We start from the raw sequence: 19,507 nt of genomic DNA, 5'->3' as shown, positions 1-19,507 counted from the left end.
CCCCTCAGACCACCGTCACCGGTGCCGTGAGGCGGAGGTCGGCCACGCTGCGGCCCGCCTCCGCCACGTACGGGCCCGGGACCAGACGCCAGGCGTCCGACGCCTCGTCCCAGATCTCCGCCGCGCGGCGCCGCACCGGAATCGTCACCTCCACCACCTCCCCCGGGCCGGCCTCCGCGGCCGCGAAGCCCGCGAGGCAGCGGATGGGCCGCTCCTCAGGGTCGCCGGGCGACGGGGCCAGATAGAGCTGGACGACTTCCCGGCCCGGCCGGGAGCCCACGTTCCGGATACGGACCGTGATGGTGCCCAGCGCGTCCGCCGAGTCGCCCGTGCGGGTGCCCGGGGAGGCCCCGGGGTCGCCCGCGGGGGTGAAGTCCACCGCCTCGTACGCCCAGTCGGTGTACCCGAGCCCGTGTCCGAACCAGTACGCCGGAGCGGCCCCCTCCTGCCGCTCCCACGCCCGGTAGCCGATGAAGACGCCCTCGTCGTAGGAGAGTTGGCCACCGCTGGGTGCCACCTGGCGCACCGGCGCGTCCGCCAGCCGCTCCGGCCAGGTCGTCGGGAGGCGGCCGCCCGGCTCCTCGGCGCCGAGGAGGACGTCCGCGAGGGCGGCGCCCGCCTCCTGGCCCGGGAACCAGCCGAGGAGGACCGCGGCGACCTCCTCACGCCACGGCATCTCCACGGGTGAGCCCGTGTTGACGACCACGACGGTCGGGGTGCCGGTGGCGGCGACGCGGCGCACCAGCTCGTCCTGGCGGCCCGGCAGCCGCAGGTCCTTACGGTCGAAGCCCTCGCTCTCGACGCTCTCCGTGGTGGCGACCACGACCACGGCGGTGTCGGCGGCGGCGGCCTCGGCGACGGCCTCCGCGATCAACTCCTCGGGATCGCGCTCCGGGGCGCGGTGCACCAGGCTGAAGCAGACGGCCTGCCAGTTCGCCTCGTCCGACTTGGCGACCGTGCTGGTGAGGCTGACCTCGACCGGGACGCCCGCCGTCAGCTCGGCCTGGCCGCGCGGCACGGGCGCGCCGAAGAACGCCTCGAACGGGTCGTCCTCCTCCCCCATGGGCTGGTGCCCCTCGAAGAGCACCGCGTCGCCGACGACCAGCCGGAAGCCGCCGAGACCCCGGGTGCCGAAGGAGTGCGTCCCGCTCTCGCGCGGGGTGAAGGTGCCGGTGACCTCGACGGTGCGCAGCTCCTCGAAGGAGACGCCCTCGGGGAAGTCGCCGAGCCACTGCACCTGGCCGCTGGGCAGCCGGGACTCGCCCAGCACCCGCCCGTCGGCGGCCCGGACGACGGCGCGCAGCGCGAAGCCCTGCCCGGCGGGGGCGAGTTCGTCGGTGGGGTCGGCGCCCACGGCGTAGCCGAGCGGGACGTCGGCGGGCAGCGCGGCGCGCAGCCCGTCCAGCGGGGAGACGACGTGGTCGGGGAAGACCAGCGCGGAGCCGCCGCCGAGCACCCGGGCGTCCCGCGCGGCGGCGCCGATGAGCGCCAGGGACCGTACGCCGGAGGGGCCGCCCGGGGTGAGCGGCAGCACCCCGGCGCCGCTCTCCCCGGAAGGCTCGTTGCGCAGCAGTACGAAGGAGCGCCGGGCGATCTCGCGGGCGAGCGCGTCGCCGTCGATCGGCCCGGGGCGGTCGGCGGGGGCGACGGCGGGCTCCGCGCCGTCCAGCGCGCCGACCCGGGCGGCCAGGGTCAGCACCCGCCGCACCGCGTCGTCGACGTCCGACCCGGCCACCTCACCGTCGCGGACGGCGGCGGCCAGCGCCTCGCCGTAGACGGTCTGCGGTCCTGGCATGGCGACGTCGAGCCCGCCCGCCATGCACCCGGCGGTGTCGCGGGCGGCCATCCAGTCGGAGACGGTGAAGCCGTCGAACCCCCACTCGCCGCGCAGCACGCCCCGCTGCAGGGCGCGGTGCTCGGTCATCGTGACGCCGTTGACCGCGTTGTAGGCGGCCATGACGCCCCACGGGCGGGCGTCCCTGACGATGGCTTCGAAGGGCGCGAGATACAGCTCGCGCAGCGCCCGCGCGCCCACCTGGTTGTCGACGCTGAAGCGCTCGGTCTCCGCGTCGTTGGCCACGAAGTGCTTGACGGTGGTGCCCACTCCGCCGTCCTGGACGCCGAGGACGTAGCCGGTGCCGATCGCGCCGGTGAGATACGGATCCTCGCTGTACGCCTCGAAGTGGCGGCCACCCAGCGGGGAGCGGTGCAGATTCACGGTCGGGGCGAGCAGTACGTGCACCCCCTTGCGCCGCGCCTCCTGGGCCAGCAGCCGCCCCGCGCGGCGGGCCAGCGCCGGGTCCCAGGTGGCGGCGAGGGCGGTGGGGCTGGGCAGGGCGATGGACGGGTCGTCGGCGGTCCAGCGCACGCCCCGTACGCCGATCGGGCCGTCCGACATCACCAGCGAGCGCAGCCCGATGGCGGGGACGGCGGGCAGCGACCACATGTCCTGCCCGGCCAGCAGCCGTGCCTTGGTGTCCAGATCGAGCGCGCCGAGGGCCTTTTCGACGACTTCCGCGACGCCGCTCACGCCCGCACCGTTCACGCCCGCACTGATCGCATCTGCCACGACTGGGCCTCCTCAGGTCGCCCATATCGTGGACCCATGGCCCTGTAGTCCGGTAGGTACCGTTATCATTTTGTTATCGAATCTGCTTTACGGTACTCCCATGGAGAAGCTGGACGACGACGCGCCGACCCGGCGCGGCCAGGAGCGGCGCGCGGAGATCGTCCGCCGCGCCCTCGAAGTCATCGCCGAGCGCGGCTACCGGGGCGCCACCCTGAGCGCGGTCGCCGAGCGCGCCGGGCTCACCCAGCAGGGGCTGCTGCACTACTTCCCCACCAAGGACGCCCTGCTCATCGCCGTGCTGGCGGAGCGCGACCAGTGGGACACCGGCGCCGCGCGGCGCGACGGCGGCGGCACCTGGCCGCTGGACCTGCTCGCCTCCCTGGTGGACTACAACGCGATGCGCCCCGGCATCGTGCAGACCTTCTCCGCGCTGCTGGGCGAGAGCGTCACCGAGGACCACCCCGCGCGCGACTGGTTCACCCACCGCTACGAGCGGGTGCGCACCGACATGGCGGACACCCTGCGCGGCGAGTTCGGCGACCGGCTGCCCGGCGGGCTCACCCCCGAGAGCGCCGCGCCGCTGCTGGTCGCGGTGCTGGACGGGCTGCAGTTCCAGTGGCTGCACGACCCGGACGCGGTGGACATGCCGGGCCTCTTCCGCACCTTCGTCTCCCTGCTGACCCCGGGAGAGGAAGCTGCCACCGAATAGGCCCTCAGTCGGCGGGGGCCGGGCAGGTGTACCGCTGCCCGGGCCCCCACTTCTCGCGGACGTCGGCCGCCGTCACCGCCCCGCACAGCAGCGCGGTCCGCGACGCGCCCTCGGGCGCGCCGTGCAGGACGGCCACCAGCTTGTCGGCGGTCAGCCGCCCGCCCCCGGCCACCCCGTGGGCGTCGATCCGGCCGGTCGCCCCGTTGAACCCGCCGCTGCCCAGGCCCTGGTAGAGCACGGCCTGCACCAGCGCCCGGTCCAGCCGCCCGTCCCGCTTCCCGCTGCCCACCCAGGCCTCGTCGATGGCCTGGGACAGATAGCACAGCGCGTCCCAGGCCAGCGGGGAGTGCCCGTCGAGCCGCATCGCCTTCGCCAGCACGCCGCGCTCCCGGCCGTACTGCGCGTCGTACGCCCGCAGATACGCCTGGGCGCTCTCGCCGCCGACCCGGGAGGGCTCGCCGTGCGAGACGTAGTACAGATTCAGCCCCTGGAAGATCGCCCAGGGATTCTGGCCCAGCAGCAGCGCGTTGGTGACATCGTCGCCGCCGAGCACGCTGACGGTCGGGCAGCTGTCGGCCATCCGGCTGTACTCGGACAGGAACGTCACGAACTGGCTGCCACGGGCCGTCCACACGACGCCCGTGGGCTCTCCGCCGCCCGCCACCCGGCACACCCGCTCCGCGAAGTCCTCCATCGTGTCGTACGACCGCCCGGCCGGTCCGGTGGCGCTCCCGCCCGCCCCCAGCAGCAGCGTCTCGACCGGGCCCGACTGGTATTCGGCGCGGAACGAGCGGGCGAGACCGGAGCTGTACGGATCCTTCGGATCGGCGACCATCATCACCCGGCGCGCCTTCACCGGGGCCTGTCCGGGCCGGGTCACCATCGCCGCCTCCCGCACGAAGGCCGCCATCACCTGGGCGGCGCGGGAGTCGACGGGCGCGAGCTGGTAGTAGTGCGGGCCCTGGGAGAGCAGGGAGTCGGCCGTGCCGGAGGTGCCGATCATGGGGATTCCGGCCGCGTCCAGCTTGCGGATCGCGGAGTACGTGGTGCCACGGCTCTGGCCGAGGCCGACGGCGCCGACGATCGACGCGTCGCGCCGGGCCAGCTGGACGATGGAGTCGGCGACGGCCGGGGCGTCCTCGAAGAGATGGCCCGCGTTGGCCACCAGCACCCGCACCGGAACCCGGTCGTCCGACGTCAGCGCGAGGGCGTTGACATGGGCCTGGGCGAGCGCGATCCCGCGCAGCTCGGGCAGGGTGCCGCCGCGCACCGGGTCATCCGCGCCCGCGCCGCCGCTGAACGGGCCGATGTAGACCACGGTGCGGTGGCGCGGCGAGGCCTCCTCGCGGCGGCGCGTCGCGGCGTCGACCGCGCCGTTCTGCCGGTCTATCTGCGCCAGCACCTCGCTGACCTGGCGTTCGTTGGTGCCCTGGGCGAACGTCTGCTGGCCCGTCGTCACCCCGACGCACTGACCGTCCTTGCCCAGGAACGTCTGGCCCGTGCAGCTGTCGTCGCCCTCGCCCCAGAAGGGCCGGTAGAGGCCGCCCGCCACCATCCCCAGCGTGAGCAGCGCGATCAGCGCCGCCCCCGCGATCTCGGTGCGCGGGCCCCAGCGGCGGGCGGTCGCGACCAGGGTGGGACGGCGGCCGAGCCAGTACGACGCCCGCTCGTCGTCCTCCGGCCCCTCGCTCACCGGCACCACGATCCCGGTGGGCTGGCCCGCGCGCATGCCCTGCCGCTCGACCAGCTCCAGTTCGGCGCCCGCGTGGGCCAGGTCGGCCGCCTCGATGTCCGGGATACGGGAGGCCAGCGAGCGCGCCCCGGCCGCGATCGCGATCACCGACGTACAGCGCAAGTCCTCGACGGCGGAGCGCAGTTCGCGTAAGAACCGCTGCACCCGCGAGTCCAGCGCCCCGGCCTCCTCGAAGAGCAGCACGAACCGGGTGGTGCGGCGCATCCGCCACGGGTTGAAGCGGCGGCGGCGCACCGCCCCGTCCAGGTCGGCGAGCAGGGCGTGCATCAGCACCCGGTCCAGCCGCTCCGGGTCGCTGCCCTCGCCGCCGGGGACGTGGTCGAGCGCGGAGCGGAAGAAGTCGGTGGGCGGGGTGCCGCGCTGCAGCCGCGCCCACTCCGCGTACCAGCGGCGGTGGCGGCCCCGGCCGAGCATCCGGCGGCTGGACCGGACGCCGAACAGCCAGCGCGGCAGGGTCTGGCAGAGCGGCCCGGCCACGAAGTTCCACAGCAGCTCCACGACCGAGCCGCCGCTCGCGTGGTCCCGGCCACCGATCCGCCACAGCGTGTTGGCCGTGCGCGACCAGCGGCGGTGCTCGTCGTAGCAGTGGTTGCGCAGATCGCGGTGGCGGTATTCGACGGGCCCGTCGATGGCCGGGGCCGTGACCACCGAGTGCAACAGCCGGAAGCCCGGCAGCCGCAGCTGCCCGGTGTCCACCGGCATGGACTCGGCGAGCTGCAGCGCGATCTGCTCGAACAGCTCCAGCGGCGGCGGATCGGCGCCGGGCGGGAGTGCCGGGAGGTACGCGTGGGGCGCCAGCACCTGGCTGCGGCCGCGCAGCCGCGACCGCAGCCCTCCCACGATCCTCCGCCCGGCCCGCCCGGCGCCCTCCTCCGTCAGCAGCACCACCGGCACCCTGCTGCGGCTGCGCCGCTGCTGGATGACCAGCTTGTCGAACGCCTCGACGAAGCGCTCGACACCCGGATACGCCGGGATGCGGTCCTGTGGATCCCCCGTCACCATCGTCCCCGTCCCCCTCTCCGACCCGCCCTCACAAAGGCGGTGGAAACAAGGGATATCCCCCGTACGGGAAGGGCTCAAGCGCGGCGACGGGGGCGGGTCTCACATCTCGCGCGCCTCCAGCGTGATCGCGCGCTCCCCTACGGCCGCGGTCCGCGGAAGCGGAACGAGCTGCTGGCTCGCCTCGAACCTCAGCAGGCTGCTCTCCACGAACGCCGGGCCCGGTACGAAGTTCACGCCCGGGGCCTCCTGCACCGACCAGGAGTGGGTCAGGCCGTCGCAGAGCGCCGGGCCGCCGCCGAGCCCGTACCGCATCTGGCCCTGGATGAGCGTGACGAGGAGATCGGCGCGCGGAATGGTCGCGCCGTCCCGCAGACAGCGGTACGTCCCCGTCAGGGCGACGGTGCCGGTGCTGCTCACGTATCCGACGCGGCTCACGGTGACGTTGTTGCCCCACGGCAGCGGCAGGGCCTGCCGCCCCATCTGCGGCATCCCGGGCACCCCGGCCCCGGCGGACGGCCCGGCGGGGGCCGGGGCGGCGGGGGCCGGGGCGGGCGAGGGGGCGGGGGCCGGGGCCGCGTGGGCGGCGGGGGTGACGGGCGCGGCGATGATCAGACCGGTGACGGCACCGAGAAGGCGGCGACGGTTGCGCATGAGGGCGTACCTCCGTGAGCGGGTCGGAATCCCTGTGACGGGATCCCTGGGGAAATCCCTGTGGGGGACGAAGTCCCCGTACAGCTATCGGGCCCGCCGCGCGGCCTGCGGGAACCTCACCCCCGTGCGGCGTGTCCGATACCGCTGGGCGGGTGCTCCCGCGACGCCGGGTTGACCGCCGCCCCGGTCGGGCCCCCGGTCAGGCCCCCGGTCGGGCGCCGGGTCAGACGCCCGGTCCAGCGGGCGCAGTGCGCGCCCAGCAGGAGCAGGAAGGAGGTGGGCAGGAAGACCGCGTCCGAGACGATCATCATGGCGGACAGGAAGGGGATGCCGAGGACGACGGCGATCGCCAGATGCTCCAGCATCATCACCGCCAGCAGGACGTTCTTGAGCCGCCGGTAGCCGAGCAGGAACGGGAACGCCACCTGGGTGATGACCGTCCCGTAGCTCAGCAGATAGACCGCGAGCATGCTGTGGGTGAGCAGCGCGCCGAGGGCGGGCCAGGGCGCGAAGTAGTCGAGGTGCAGGGCGTAGTACAGCCCGCTGCCCTCCTGCCACAGACTGCCCTGGACCTTGTACCAGCCCGACGTCGCGTAGATGAGGCAGACCTGCGCCGCGATCACCAGCATGGCGCAGTTGTGCAGCATCGCCGTCGCCGCGTCGAGCAGGTCGTGCGCTCGGTGCCCCCAGGGCCACCGGTGCGCCGCGTACCAGAGGCCATACGCCGCCCAGAACGCCCACAGGACCGCCGCCCACGCGGTGTGCGGGAAGCCGTCGGACACCCACAGGAGCACCACCCCGAGCGCCTGCCACAGCCCGACCCCGGCCCGGTCGTACGCCGGTCGCCGCTGCCGCCGCGCCCGGGCGAGGCGGTGGGCGTCGAGCGACCAGACCGCCCCGCAGCGGGTGAACGCCAGGTACACGGCCATCACCCGCAGCGCGTTGTCCCCGGCGTCACCCAGATAGGGGTTATGGCTGTCGAGGGAGACGACGGCCACCAGGAACACCACGGACGTGCCCCGGGTACGCCAGCCCAGCATCAGCAGGACGGCGGCCACGATCGCGCCGTGGTAGACGGCTTCGAACCACCAGTGGCCGCCGGACCACAGCAGGGCGCTGAACCGGTGGTCCTCCGCGACGACCTGCGCCGCCATCTCCGCCGACCAGGGGCTGCGGTCGCCGTACAGCAGCCGCCGCTGCGGCCACTCCCGGAGCAGGAAGGCGGCGGCGATCGCGCCGAGCCCGATGCGGAACAGGGCGGCCTGGTACGGGGCGTGGGTGCGGGCGGCGAAGGTGATCAGCCGGGCCAGTCGGTTCACGTCACAGTCCCCTGTGGTCGTCGTGCGTCACCGGCCACCAGGGCAGCGTGCGGTGGGGGGTGTTCCGTACGGGCGCGTGGGCGCTCCAGCGCGGTGGGGTCACGGGCACGGCCCGGCTGCGCACCTGCACGGCGACGATGCCCTCGCTGTGCGCGAGGCGGCTCAGGGCGATCCGCTTGAGGTATTCGGCGGACAGCGCGCCCCGCGCGGCGGTCGGCGCCTCCCGCCGGTCGTGGGTGTCCCGGTAGAAGTCCCAGGCGCGGCGCAGCAGGTTCTGGTCCGCGTGGCTCGGCAGCAGGCTGTGCCGTACGCCCTCGATGTCGCGGGCCGTGAGGCTCGTCCACCGCCCCGTACGGAGCGCCCCGGAACCCTCCGCCGTCCGCACCCGGGCCTCGACGCGGACGTTCGCCTGGAGCGGCTGGGGCGCGAACAGCTTCCAGTCCTGGGCGAATTCGGGGTAGACGTGCGCCTCGATGACGGGTGCGTACGCGCGCCGCACCGGACTTGGCGGCGCGTTGCTCAGGAACACCATGGCCAGGTGCCAGAGTGCCGCGCCGAGCAGCACGGCGGCGGTCGCCGTCAGCAGGGCGAGGGAGCGGAGGGACCAGGTCCGCTCGGGCTCGCCGCGCTCTTCCGGCAGGGGCGCCCGGGGCGCGCACACCCGCCCGACACGGTCCTTGGTGTGCTGTTCCACGATCTCCTGGGCCCTCCTGCTCACCTATCCGCGGATGTTGCTGCAGCCCCGGGCGGCGCCGGGCACGATCGACGGGACGGCCGGGCTGTTGAACGCCGCGAGGGACATCCCGCCACCGCCGCCGCTCAGCGCGGTGAGGTCGCCGGTGCTGCTCGCCCCGCTGCTGCCGTCCCCGGTCGCCTCGCCCCCGAACAGGCCGTCGCAGTCGTTGTGCTGGGTCGAACCACCCCGGATGGTGGCGCGGAACAGCTCGCCCAGGTCCGGCCCCTGCTGCGCCCGCGTGGCGGGCCCGGCCCCGTCGGCCCCGTCTGCTCCGTCGTCGTGGATGCCGCCGAAGGCGACAGCCGCGGCAGCGCACGCGCTCAGGACGACCGTTCTCAGTACTCTCTTCATCTGTTCGCCTTTCTCGATCTTTCTCGATGGATCCGTCGCCGTCAGCCGCGGGAGTTGCTGCACTTCTGGCCCGACCCGGTGCCCCGGTCGAAGGGCATCGCGGGCGCGCCGCCGCTGCCGCCGCCGCTGCCGCCCGTGGCGGAGCCCAGCGCCGCGAACGCGGAGTCACAGCCGTTGTTCTGCCTCGATCCGCCCCCGAACCCGGCGCGGTACAGGTCGGCCAGCGGCGGGCCCGGCTGAGCCCGGGTCGCGTGGCCGTCGCCGCCGTCCCCGTCAGTCCCGCCGTCGTGGATGCCGCCGAAGGCAACGGCAGCGGCAACACACGCTCCCAGAACGACCGTTCGCAGTACGCTCTTCATCTGTTCGGCCTCTCTCGATGATTCTTCCGCCGTTAGCGGCGCAGCCTGCCGGGCGGCGGAAGCAGGTCGCGGCACCGACACGTCCGCGTCCACCGAATGGCCCGAGGCGGGGAGGTCCACAGTCGATAACCATTCGACGCAGGACCATTGACACCCGTGACACCCGGTGATTACCGTCACGCCAGGATTTCGAACGTGTGACGAAATATCGAACATCGCGAAGGGTCATAGCCTTGCGCATCACCGGAATCAGCACGCATGTCGTCGGCACCCCCTGGCGCAATCTCACCTATGTGCAGGTCCACACCGATGAGGGCATCACCGGCGTCGGCGAGACCCGCATGCTCGGCCGCACCGATGCGCTCCTCGGCTATCTCCACGAGGCCGAGAAGAACCACATCGCCGGATCGGACCCGTTCGCGGTGGAGGACCTGGTCCGCCGGATGAAGTACGGCGACTACGGCCGCGCGGGCGAGATCGTGATGTCCGGGATCGCCTGCGTCGAGATGGCCTGCTGGGACATCAAGGGCAAGGCGCTCGGGGTGCCGGTCTGGCAGCTGCTCGGCGGCAAGGTGACCGACAAGGTCAAGGCGTACGCGAACGGCTGGTACACGGTCGAGCGCACCCCCGAGGCGTTCCACAAGGCGGCCACCACCGTGGTCGAGCGCGGCTACCAGGCGCTGAAGCTGGACCCGTTCGGCACCGGCCACTTCGAGCTGGACCACGCCGAGACGCTGCACTCGATCTCGCTGGTCGAGGCGGTGCGGGACGCGATCGGGCCGAACGCGGAGCTGCTGGTCGAGATGCACGGGCGGTTCAGCCCGTCGACCGCCGTGCGGATCGCGGGCGAGCTGGAGCGGTTCCGTCCGTCGTGGCTGGAGGAGCCGGTGCCGCCGGAGAACCTGAAGGCGCTGGCGAAGGTCGCGGAGAAGACGAACCTGCCGATCGCGACGGGTGAGCGCATCCACGACCGGATCGAGTTCCGCGAGCTGTTCGAGTCGCAGGCCGTCGACATCATCCAGCCGGACGTCGGCCACCTCGGCGGCATCGGTGAGACCCGCAAGCTGGCCGCGACCGCCGAGACCCACTACGTGCTGATCGCGCCGCACAACGTCGGCGGCTCGGTGCTGACCGCCGCGTCGCTCCAGGTCGCCGGGTGCACCCCGAACTTCAAGATCCTGGAGCACTTCAACGACTTCGCCGACGCGGAGATCAAGAAGGTGGTCAAGGGCGCCCCGCAGGTGGTGGACGGCTACTTCGAGCTGTCGCACGAGCCGGGCCTCGGTGTCGAGCTGGACACCGACGCGGCCGCCGAATTCCCGCAGCAGCAGGCCCGGTTCGACCTGTGGGCCGAGGGCTGGGAAAAGCGGGATCCCTCCGGGGGACGTGGCGAATGAGCGCCGTGAGCCGCATGGAAGAGGCGCTCGTCCTCGAACGGCCCGGCAGCCACCGGCTGGACACCCGTACCGTCGCGGAGCCCGGGCCCGGCGAGGCCAGGGTGCGGGTCCACGCGTCCGGGATCTGCGGCAGCGACCGCGAGGTCTACGAGGGCAACCGGCCCGAGGGGTACGTCCGGTATCCCGTCACCCCCGGCCATGAGTGGTCCGGGACGGTCGAGGCGGTCGGCGCGGGCGTCCCCGAGGCGCTCACCGGCCGCAAGGTCGTCGGCGAGGGGTTCCGCAACTGCCAGGTGTGCGACCGCTGTCACGCCGGGGAGACCACGCTGTGCACGGCGGGGTACGAGGAGACCGGCTTCACCCAGCCCGGCGCGATGGCCACCACCCTGACCCTGCCCGCCCGGCTGCTGCACCCGCTGTCCGACGACGCCGATCTGACCGCGGCCGCGCTGCTGGAGCCCGCCGCGTGCATCGCCGCCGCCGCGCTCAAGGCGAACGCGCGGCCGGGGCAGCGGGTCGCGGTGGTGGGCACCGGGACGCTCGGCATGATCGCCGTGCAGTTCCTGGCCGCCGTCTCCCCCGCCGAGCTGCTGGTGGTCGGGACCCGGCCGGACCGGGAGCGGCTGTCGCTGTCGTTCGGTGCCACGTCCTTCCGTACGAACGACCGCCTCGACGACGTCCGGGGCGGCTTCGACATCGTTATCGAGACCGCCGGATCCGCCCCAGCAGCCCGCACCTCCGCCGCGCTGCTGCGGCGCGGCGGACGGCTGGTGCTCACCGGGATCCCGGCGGCGGACACGGCGGACGGGCTCGACCCGACCGACCTGGTCGTCCGGCAGATCGAGGTACAGACCGTGTTCGGGGCCGCGCCGGACGCGTGGGCGCACGCGGTGCGGGTCTTCGACGCGGGGCTGCTGACGCTGCTGCCGCTGGTGACCCACGAACTGCCGCTCAGCGACTTCGCCACCGCCATCGAGCTGGTGGGAAGCGGTGATCCGAAGGTGGGCAAGGTCCTGCTGCGGCCCGCGTAGCCCCTTCCCTGTCCGGGGGCTCCGCGCCCCCGGGCCCGACGGTCCTCACACATCGAGGGCTTCACCTAGTCCTTACGGCGATACAAGGAGCACCGTGACCACCGCCGCCTCGCCCCGCCCCTCCGGCCCCCGCCGTCCCGCCGACGCCGCCCTCGCCTCGCTCGGCCACGCGACGCCCGAGCCCGACCCCGCCGACGCCTCCGCGCACTCCTTCCCCGACGGCGGCACCTGGCGCACCGAGGTCCCGTCCGTCGAGGGCCCGGAGGCGCTGGCCACCGTGTTCAAGGAGGCCGGGCGGCTCGACGTACCGATCCACCGGATCAGCCAGGGCAGCGGCGTCTGGATGCTCACCGACGCCGAGATCACCGAGATGGTGGAGTCCTGCGCGGAGCGCAATGCCGAGCTGTGCCTGTTCACCGGACCGCGCGGCACCTGGGACATCGGCGGCGCCACCCGCTCCGACTCCGGCGGCGGCGGGCTGCGGGCCCGCGGCCACGACGCGGTCGCCGGATGCGTGGAGGACGCCCTGCGGGCCGCCTCGCTCGGGGTGAAGTGCCTGCTGGTCGCCGACGAGGGCGTGCTGTGGCTGCTGCACCAGCTGCGCGAGCGCGGTGAGTTGCCCGCGGACACCACCTTCAAGCTGTCGGCGCTGGTCGGCCCGGTCAACCCGGCCTCGTTCGCGGTGTACGAGCGGCTGGGCGCCGACTCGATCAACATCCCCTCGGATCTGACGCTGGAACACCTCACCGAGATCCGCCGGTCCTCCCGCGCCCCGATGGACTTCTACATCGAGGCCCCGGACGACCTCGGTGGGTACGTACGGCTCTATGACGCGGCCGAGTTGATCCGCCGCGGCGCCCCCATCTATCTGAAATTCGGGCTCAGCAAGTCTCCGGGGATCTACCCCTACGGCGCGCAACTGCGGGACGTGGCGCTGAACAGCGCGCGCGAGCGGGTGCGCCGCGGCCGGCTCGTGCTCGATCTGCTCGCCCGGCTGGGCGCGGACGGCGGGCTGTCGCCGCTGGGCTCCCGGCTGCCGGGGCCGCTGCGGCGCTTCCCGGTCACCGACGCGTCCGACGCCGACACCGGCGCGGCCCCCCAGAAGTCCTGAGCAATGACGCCCCAGGGAAGGACCCCATCACCATGCGTACGGTAAGAGGCGCACGAGCCGCGGCGATAGGCGCCGGTCTCCTCGCGCTCTCGCTGACCGCCACGGCCTGTGGCCAGGAGGCGGTCGGTGGCAGTCGGTACAAGAGCAAGGAAAAGGGAGGGACGATCGGCATCGCGATGCCGACCAAGTCCTCCGAGCGGTGGATCACCGACGGCCGCAACGTGGCCAAGCAGTTCAAGGAGGCGGGCTACAAGACGGACCTCCAGTTCGGCGAGGACGACGTCCGCACCCAGGTGGCCCAGCTCGAAAACATGATCACCAAGGGCCACCGGCTGCTGGTGATCGCGCCGATCAACGGCGGGGCGCTGAACGACGTCCTGAAGCAGGCCAAGCAGGCCAACATCCCGGTGATCTCCTACGACCGGCTGCTCCTGGGCACGAAGGACGTCGACTACTACGCGACCTTCGACAACGAGAAGGTCGGCAGGCTCCAGGGCCAGTACATCGTCGACAAGCTGGGGCTGTCCAAGGGCCGCAAGGGCCCGTTCAACATCGAGCTGTTCGCCGGGTCGTCGGACGACAACAACACCCGGTACTTCTACGACGGCGCGATGAGCGTGCTCAAGCCGTACATGGACAAGGGCGAGCTGGTCGTCCGCTCCAAGCAGACCAAGCTGAACCAGCTCTACACCGAGAAGTGGAGCGGAAGCGCCGCCCAGGACCGCATGGAGGACCTGCTCAACGCGGCGTACAGCGGCAACGATGTCGACGCCGTGCTCTCGCCGTACGACGGCATGTCCATCGGCATCCTCTCGGCGCTCAAGAGCGCCAGCTACGGGACGAAGGCCAAGCCGTTCCCGGTGGTGACCGGGCAGGACGCGGAGCTGGCCTCCGTGAAGTCCATCGCGCGGGGCCAGCAGACGCAGACCATCTACAAGGACCTGCGCAAGCTGGCGAAGGCCACCGTGGCGATCGCCAAGGCGGAGCTGACCGGCGGCAAGGCTCCGATCAACGACACGAAGTCGTACGACAACGGCGAGAAGGTCGTGCCGACGTATCTGCTCAAGCCGGTCAGCATCGACAAGTCCAACACCCAGGTGCTGGTGGACGAGGGCTACTACACCGCGTCACAGCTGAAGTAGGGCGGATCCGAGCTATGAGCACCATTCTCGAATTGCGCTCCATCACCAAGACCTTCCCCGGTGTGAAGGCGCTCTCCGACGTCAACCTCCGTGTCCGCCAGGGCGAGATCCACGCCCTGTGCGGGGAGAACGGCGCAGGCAAGTCCACCCTGATGAAGGTGGTCAGCGGAGTCCATCCGCACGGTTCCTACGACGGCGAGATCCTCTTCGACGGCGAGGCCTGCTCCTTCAAGGACATCCGCGCGAGCGAGCAGCGCGGCATCGTCATCATCCACCAGGAACTCGCGCTGATCCCGTATCTGTCCATCGCCGAGAACATCTTCCTCGGCAATGAACACGCCACCCGCGGCCTGATCAGCTGGAACGAGACCCTCAAGCACGCCAACGCGCTGCTCAAGCGGGTCGGGCTGACGGATTCGCCGCAGACCCGGGTCACCGACATCGGCGTGGGCAAGCAGCAGCTCGTGGAGATCGCCAAGGCGCTCGCCAAGGAGGTGAAGCTGCTCATCCTGGACGAGCCGACGGCGGCGCTCAACGACGAGGACAGCGGCAAACTCCTCGATCTGCTGCTGGAGTTCAAGGCGCAGGGCATCTCCTCGATCATCATCTCGCACAAGCTGAACGAGATCCGCAAGGTGGCCGACTCCGTCACCATCCTGCGTGACGGCCAGTCCATCGAGACCATGACGGTCCGGGAGACCCCGGAGTCCGAGCCGGAGGTCTCCGAGGACCGCATCATCCGCGGCATGGTCGGCCGCGACCTCGACAGCCGGTTCCCCGACCGCACCCCGTACGAGGGCGAGGACGCCGCCGAGGTGGCCATGGCCATCGAGGACTGGACGGTGCACCACCCCATCGACCAGCAGCGCAAGGTCGTGGACGGGGTGTCGCTGAACGTCCGGCGCGGCGAGATCGTGGGCATCGCCGGGCTGATGGGCGCGGGCCGCACGGAGCTGGCGATGAGCGTCTTCGGGCGCACGTACGGGCGCTACGCGGGCGGCCGGGTCCTCCGCGACGGCCAGGAGGTCCGTACCCGTACCGTGCCGGAGGCCATCGACCACGGCATCGCGTACGTCACCGAGGACCGCAAGACGTACGGGCTCAACCTCGGGGACACCATCAGCCGCAACGTCTCGCTCTCCTCGCTCCCGAAGGTGGCCCGCCGAGGCGTGGTCAACGAGCACGAGGAGTCGCGGGTCGCCGAGCGGTTCCGCAAGACGATGAACATCAAGGCACCGACGGTCTTCGAGCGGGTCGGCCGGCTCAGCGGCGGCAACCAGCAGAAGGTCGTCCTCAGCAAGTGGATCTTCGCTGGTCCCGAGGTGCTCATCCTCGACGAGCCCACCCGTGGGATCGACGTCGGGGCCAAGTACGAGATCTACACGGTCATCAACGACCTGGCGGCGCAGGGCAAGGCCGTCGTCTTCATCTCCTCCGAGCTGGGCGAGCTGCTGGGGATGTGCGACCGGATCTACACGATGGCGGCCGGACGGCTGACCGGGGAGGTTCCCCGGGCCGAGGCGACCCAGGAAGTTCTGATGCGCCATATGACAAGGGACAGAGGAGACGAAGGATGAGCACGGCCACCAAGACCGAGAGCCCGGCGCCACCGCCGGCCGAGGGGTCCAAGAGCCTTGGGACGCTGCTGCTGCAGGGCATGCGGACCAATATGCGGCAGTACGGGATGCTGGTCGCGCTCGCCCTGATCATCGTCATCTTCCAGATCTGGTCGGACAACATCCTGCTGCGGCCGGGGAACGTCACCAGCCTGGTGCAGCAGAACGGCTACATCCTCATCCTCGCCATCGGCATGATGATGGTGATCATCGCGGGGCATATCGATCTGTCGGTCGGCTCGCTCGTCGCCTTCATCGGCGCGGCGGCCGGCGCGATGATGATCAAGCACGACATGCCCTGGGGCTACGCGGCCGTCCTCTGCCTGGTGATCGGCGCGCTGGCCGGGGCGTGGCAGGGCTTCTGGATCGCGTACATCGGGATTCCGTCGTTCATCGTCACCCTCGCCGGAATGCTGGCCTTCCGTGGCGGCACCCAGATCCTGCTCGACGGGCAGTCCCTGTCGCCGTTCCCGGACGGCTTCGAGAAGCTGAGCACCGGCTTCATACCGGAGATGGGCCCGTACACGCAGTACCACAACCCGACGATGGTGCTCGGTCTCATCGTGTGCGCGGCCGTCGTCTGGCAGGAGTGGCGCGGGCGGCAGCAGCGGGCGGCGTACGAGCTGGAGGTGGTCCCGCTCGGGCTGTTCTTCACCAAGTGCGCGGCGATCGTGGCCGCCGTGATGGCGTTCACCATGACGCTGTCCAGCTGGCACGGCGCGCCGTACGGGCTGCTGATCCTGGCCGTGCTCTTCGTGATCTTCAGCTTCGTGATGCGCAACACCGTCATCGGGCGCCATGTGTACGCGCTCGGCGGCAACCAGCCCGCGGCCAAGCTCTCGGGTGTCCGGGACAAGCGCGTCACCTTCCTGGTCTTCGTCAACATGGGGCTGCTGTCCGCGCTCGCCGGAATGGTCTTCGCGGCCCGGCTCGGCTCCGCCACCCCCAGTGCGGGCCTCAACTTCGAACTGGAGGCCATCGCCGCGGCGTTCATCGGCGGCGCGTCCGCCAGTGGCGGTGTCGGCACGGTGCTGGGCGCGATCATCGGCGGTCTGGTGCTCGGTGTGCTCAACAACGGCATGTCGCTGGTGGGCATCGGCACCGACTACCAGCAGGTGATCAAGGGGCTGGTGCTGCTGGCGGCGGTCGGCTTCGACGTGTGGAACAAGCGCCGGGTCGGTTCGTAGCCCTTCCAACTACCTTTTGTGGAGCCGCACATGACGCACCAAACGAGCAAGAGCAGCACGAGCAGACGCACGGTGATCACGGCCGCGGCGGCCGCCGCCGGAGTGGCGGCCACGGGCCCGGCGTACGCGACGGGTGGCGCCAGCCGGAAGGGCGAGGGACACGCGGTGAAGGAACACTTCGGCACGCTGGCCGACGGCACCAAGGTCGACCGCTGGACCATCGACAACGGCCGCACCCGGCTCTCCGTGCTGTCGTACGGCGGTGTCGTCCAGTCCCTGGAGATCCCCGACCGGCACGGCCGCCGGGCCAACGTCTCGCTCGGCTTCACCGACCTGGACGCGTACGTCGCCAGCAGCCCGTACTTCGGCGCCCTCATCGGCCGCTACGGCAACCGCATCGCGCGCGGTGCGTTCACCCTCGACGGGAAGGCGTACCAGCTGCCCGTCAACGACGGCCCCAACAGCCTCCACGGCGGTGACAAGGGCTTCGACAAGCGCGTCTGGTCCGTCGAGCCGTTCCGCAAGGGCGCCGACGTCGGCCTCACCCTGCGCCGGGTCAGCCCCGACGGCGAGATGGGCTACCCGGGCCAGCTCACCGTGCGGGTCGACTACACCCTGACCCCGGCGGGCGACTTCCGTATCGACTACGAGGCCACCACCGACAAGGCCACCGTCGTCAACCTCACCAACCACACCTACTACAACCTGGCCGGGGAGGGCTCGGGGTCCATCTACGACCACCGCCTCCAGATCGCGGCCTCCCGCTACACCCCGGTCGACAAGACCCTCATCCCGACCGGCGAGCTGGCCAAGGTCGCCGGGACCCCGTTCGACTTCCGCCGCGCCAAGGAGATCGGCCGGGACATCCGGGACGCGCATCAGCAGGTGCTCTACGGCCAGGGCCTCGACCACAACTTCGCGCTCGACAAGGGCCTCACCCGCCGCCCCGAGCACATCGTGACGGTCACCGAGCCGGAGTCGGGCCGGGTGATGAAGATCGCCACGACCGAGCCGGGTGTCCAGCTCTACAGCGGCAACTTCCTGACCGGCACCTTCGCCGGTACGTCCGGCCAGGTCTACCGCCAGGGCGACGGCTTCTGCCTGGAGACCCAGCACTTCCCGGACTCCCCGAACCAGCCCGCCTTCCCCTCCACGGTGCTCCGCCCCGGCGCCACCTACCGCTCCACGACGGTGCACTCCTTCTCGACCCGCTGAGCCCCGGCGCTCCGCCTCCCTCCCGCTCCGCGTTCGCGCGGGCGGGAGGTTCGTCGTTTCCCTCCCCTCCCGAGAGGCCCCGTATGAGACCGCTCCGCACGCTCCTCGCCCTCGCCGCCCTCCCCTTGGCCACCCTCACCACCCCGGCGGCGGCCGCCCAGGAACGCACGGTGACCGTGGAGGAGCAGCGGCTCGGCAAGGCCGCTCCCCAGGAGATCCTGCGCCGCAGCGGCTTCGACGACGTGGCGCCGGGCTTCGCGCGGGATCTGGCGCGCGTACGGTCCGTGGCCGAGGCCGAGCGTGTCGTACGGCGGGACGGCGGGCGGCTGTGGGACCGCGCGGTGGCCCGTGCGCAGGGCCGTGGCCCGGCGGGCGGCGACCTCAGCCGGGACGACGACCGGCCGCTGTACTGGGCGCGGCTGGGGATGACGCGCGCGCTCGGCGAGTGGCAGCCGCGTTTCCCCCTGAGCGAAGCCCACCGCGCCAAGCTGCTGAACGCTTTGGAACGCGGCTCGCGTGGCCAGGACGCCCTCGACCTCCCGCCCGGCAGGCACATCAAGCGCATCGTGGTCACCGGCTTCGACCCGTTCCAGCTGGACGCCGACGTACGACGCTCCAATCCGTCCGGCGCGGCGGCGCTCGCGCTGGACGGGGTGACGCTGCGTACGCCCGAGGGCCCGGCGCGCGTCGAGACCGCCGTCTTCCCCGTCCGCTGGGCGGACTTCGCGGACGGCACGGTCGAACGGACCCTGCTGCCGGTGTTCCGCCCCGGCCCGCGCCAAGTCGACGCCTTCATGACCGTGAGCCAGGGCCGGGTGGGCCGCTTCGACGTCGAGCGCACCAATGGCGCGTGGCGCGGGGGCTACCCCGACAACGCCAATGTCTCCCGCACCGAGACCATCCCCCTCCCGCCCGGCGCCCCGCAGCCGCAGTGGACGACGACCACCCTCCCGTACGCCGCGATCGTCGCGGCGGACACCGGGCCCGTCCCCGTGTACGACAACACCACCGTCACCGAGATCCCGGCGGGCGCCACGGCCCCGGTGGTCCGCCCGGGCGGTCCGACGCCCGGCTCGACGGCCCGCGCGGGCGGTGGCGGCGACTATCTCTCCAACGAGATCGCCTACCGCGCCACCCTGCTGCGCGACACGGTCGGGTTGAAGGCCCCGGGCGGCCATCTCCACACCCCGGTCCTCCAGTTCGGCCCCGGAAACACCGACCCGGCGACGGGCCGGATCACCGACCCCGACTTCGTCCGCGACCGCGAGGCCATCACCGCCCAGGTGCGCACGGTGCTCACGGTGGCGGCCACGACGGGAGGCGCCAATGACTGATGAACCCCCCAGGTTTTCCGTGGGT

16 protein-coding genes are annotated in these 19,507 nt (G+C 72.0%); 9 read left to right on the top strand and 7 right to left on the bottom strand.

The annotated features are described in order from the left end of the window. Positions 1 to 4: 4 nt before the first annotated feature. A complete protein-coding gene (locus ACWC5C_RS00195; RefSeq protein WP_450872247.1) occupies positions 5 to 2,569 on the bottom strand; it encodes a beta-glucosidase H in 2,565 nt (854 codons plus the stop codon). A gap of 100 nt (positions 2,570 to 2,669) precedes the next feature. On the opposite strand from ACWC5C_RS00195, the gene ACWC5C_RS00190 reads away from it, so the two are divergent. Beyond that, positions 2,670 to 3,278, top strand: a complete 609-nt coding sequence (locus ACWC5C_RS00190) for a TetR/AcrR family transcriptional regulator (RefSeq protein WP_450872246.1) — start codon at positions 2,670 to 2,672, stop codon at positions 3,276 to 3,278. 4 nt (positions 3,279 to 3,282) lie between these two features. On the opposite strand, the gene ACWC5C_RS00185 is transcribed toward ACWC5C_RS00190, so the two are convergent. The 6 genes from ACWC5C_RS00185 to ACWC5C_RS00160 form a co-directional block, all read right to left on the bottom strand. Beyond that, complete coding sequence (locus ACWC5C_RS00185) at positions 3,283 to 6,033, bottom strand: ABC transporter substrate-binding protein (protein ID WP_450872245.1); 2,751 nt, start codon at positions 6,031 to 6,033, stop codon at positions 3,283 to 3,285. A 99-nt stretch (positions 6,034 to 6,132) separates the two neighbouring features. Further along, positions 6,133 to 6,684, bottom strand: coding sequence for a DUF6299 family protein (locus ACWC5C_RS00180; protein WP_450872244.1), 552 nt, complete (start codon positions 6,682 to 6,684; stop codon positions 6,133 to 6,135). 116 nt (positions 6,685 to 6,800) lie between these two features. Further along, on the bottom strand, positions 6,801 to 8,003 hold the full coding sequence (locus tag ACWC5C_RS00175) for an HTTM domain-containing protein (RefSeq protein WP_450872242.1): 1,203 nt from the start codon (positions 8,001 to 8,003) through the stop codon (positions 6,801 to 6,803). Between the two features lies 1 nt (position 8,004). Then, a complete protein-coding gene (locus ACWC5C_RS00170; RefSeq protein WP_450872241.1) occupies positions 8,005 to 8,721 on the bottom strand; it encodes a DUF5819 family protein in 717 nt (238 codons plus the stop codon). Beyond that, entirely contained in the window at positions 8,722 to 9,090 is a 369-nt protein-coding gene (locus ACWC5C_RS00165; protein WP_450872239.1) for a hypothetical protein, read from the bottom strand. 41 nt (positions 9,091 to 9,131) lie between these two features. Further along, positions 9,132 to 9,449 carry a hypothetical protein gene (locus tag ACWC5C_RS00160; protein WP_450872238.1) on the bottom strand — a complete coding sequence of 106 codons (318 nt, stop codon included), beginning with the start codon at positions 9,447 to 9,449 and terminating at the stop codon, positions 9,132 to 9,134. Between the two features lie 233 nt (positions 9,450 to 9,682). On the opposite strand from ACWC5C_RS00160, the gene ACWC5C_RS00155 reads away from it, so the two are divergent. The 8 genes from ACWC5C_RS00155 (at position 9,683) to ACWC5C_RS00120 (ending at position 19,482) form a co-directional block, all read left to right on the top strand. Next, positions 9,683 to 10,846 (top strand): mandelate racemase/muconate lactonizing enzyme family protein, encoded by a 1,164-nt coding sequence (locus tag ACWC5C_RS00155; protein WP_450872236.1) that lies wholly within the window; start codon positions 9,683 to 9,685, stop codon positions 10,844 to 10,846. A gap of 14 nt (positions 10,847 to 10,860) precedes the next feature. Continuing rightward, positions 10,861 to 11,877 (top strand): zinc-dependent alcohol dehydrogenase, encoded by a 1,017-nt coding sequence (locus tag ACWC5C_RS00150; RefSeq protein ID WP_450873202.1) that lies wholly within the window; start codon positions 10,861 to 10,863, stop codon positions 11,875 to 11,877. A gap of 94 nt (positions 11,878 to 11,971) precedes the next feature. Then, entirely contained in the window at positions 11,972 to 12,988 is a 1,017-nt protein-coding gene (locus tag ACWC5C_RS00145; RefSeq protein ID WP_450872234.1) for a hypothetical protein, read from the top strand. A gap of 32 nt (positions 12,989 to 13,020) precedes the next feature. After that, entirely contained in the window at positions 13,021 to 14,130 is a 1,110-nt protein-coding gene (chvE, locus tag ACWC5C_RS00140) for a multiple monosaccharide ABC transporter substrate-binding protein (protein WP_450872232.1), read from the top strand. A gap of 14 nt (positions 14,131 to 14,144) precedes the next feature. Beyond that, positions 14,145 to 15,707, top strand: a complete 1,563-nt coding sequence (mmsA, locus tag ACWC5C_RS00135; RefSeq protein WP_450872230.1) for a multiple monosaccharide ABC transporter ATP-binding protein — start codon at positions 14,145 to 14,147, stop codon at positions 15,705 to 15,707. Continuing rightward, positions 15,704 to 16,933 carry a multiple monosaccharide ABC transporter permease gene (gene mmsB / locus ACWC5C_RS00130; RefSeq protein WP_450872228.1) on the top strand — a complete coding sequence of 410 codons (1,230 nt, stop codon included), beginning with the start codon at positions 15,704 to 15,706 and terminating at the stop codon, positions 16,931 to 16,933. The genes mmsA and mmsB overlap by 4 nt, the downstream gene beginning before the upstream one ends. 30 nt (positions 16,934 to 16,963) lie before the next feature. Then, positions 16,964 to 18,148 (top strand): aldose epimerase family protein, encoded by a 1,185-nt coding sequence (locus ACWC5C_RS00125; RefSeq protein WP_450872226.1) that lies wholly within the window; start codon positions 16,964 to 16,966, stop codon positions 18,146 to 18,148. Between the two features lie 83 nt (positions 18,149 to 18,231). Further along, positions 18,232 to 19,482 (top strand): pyroglutamyl peptidase, encoded by a 1,251-nt coding sequence (locus ACWC5C_RS00120; RefSeq protein ID WP_450872224.1) that lies wholly within the window; start codon positions 18,232 to 18,234, stop codon positions 19,480 to 19,482. Positions 19,483 to 19,507 lie beyond the last annotated feature (25 nt).

The sequence above is a fragment of the Streptomyces sp. NPDC001700 genome (genome assembly GCF_053596435.1).
Note: the sequence above shows the minus strand (reverse complement) of the source record. Positions and strands in the feature narration are given on the sequence as shown.

Bases quoted from the DNA above. Each gene is read 5' to 3' on its own strand.
- ACWC5C_RS00165 (WP_450872239.1), bottom strand. From the start codon at position 9,090: ATGAAGAGAGTACTGAGAACGGTCGTCCTGAGCGCGTGCGCTGCCGCG.
- ACWC5C_RS00120 (WP_450872224.1), top strand. From the start codon at position 18,232: ATGAGACCGCTCCGCACGCTCCTCGCCCTCGCCGCCCTCCCCTTGGCC.
- ACWC5C_RS00190 (WP_450872246.1), top strand. From the start codon at position 2,670: ATGGAGAAGCTGGACGACGACGCGCCGACCCGGCGCGGCCAGGAGCGG.
- ACWC5C_RS00160 (WP_450872238.1), bottom strand. From the start codon at position 9,449: ATGAAGAGCGTACTGCGAACGGTCGTTCTGGGAGCGTGTGTTGCCGCT.
- ACWC5C_RS00180 (WP_450872244.1), bottom strand. From the start codon at position 6,684: ATGCGCAACCGTCGCCGCCTTCTCGGTGCCGTCACCGGTCTGATCATC.
- mmsB (WP_450872228.1), top strand. From the start codon at position 15,704: ATGAGCACGGCCACCAAGACCGAGAGCCCGGCGCCACCGCCGGCCGAG.
- ACWC5C_RS00185 (WP_450872245.1), bottom strand. From the start codon at position 6,033: ATGGTGACGGGGGATCCACAGGACCGCATCCCGGCGTATCCGGGTGTC.
- mmsA (WP_450872230.1), top strand. From the start codon at position 14,145: ATGAGCACCATTCTCGAATTGCGCTCCATCACCAAGACCTTCCCCGGT.
- ACWC5C_RS00150 (WP_450873202.1), top strand. From the start codon at position 10,861: ATGGAAGAGGCGCTCGTCCTCGAACGGCCCGGCAGCCACCGGCTGGAC.
- chvE (WP_450872232.1), top strand. From the start codon at position 13,021: ATGCGTACGGTAAGAGGCGCACGAGCCGCGGCGATAGGCGCCGGTCTC.
- ACWC5C_RS00125 (WP_450872226.1), top strand. From the start codon at position 16,964: ATGACGCACCAAACGAGCAAGAGCAGCACGAGCAGACGCACGGTGATC.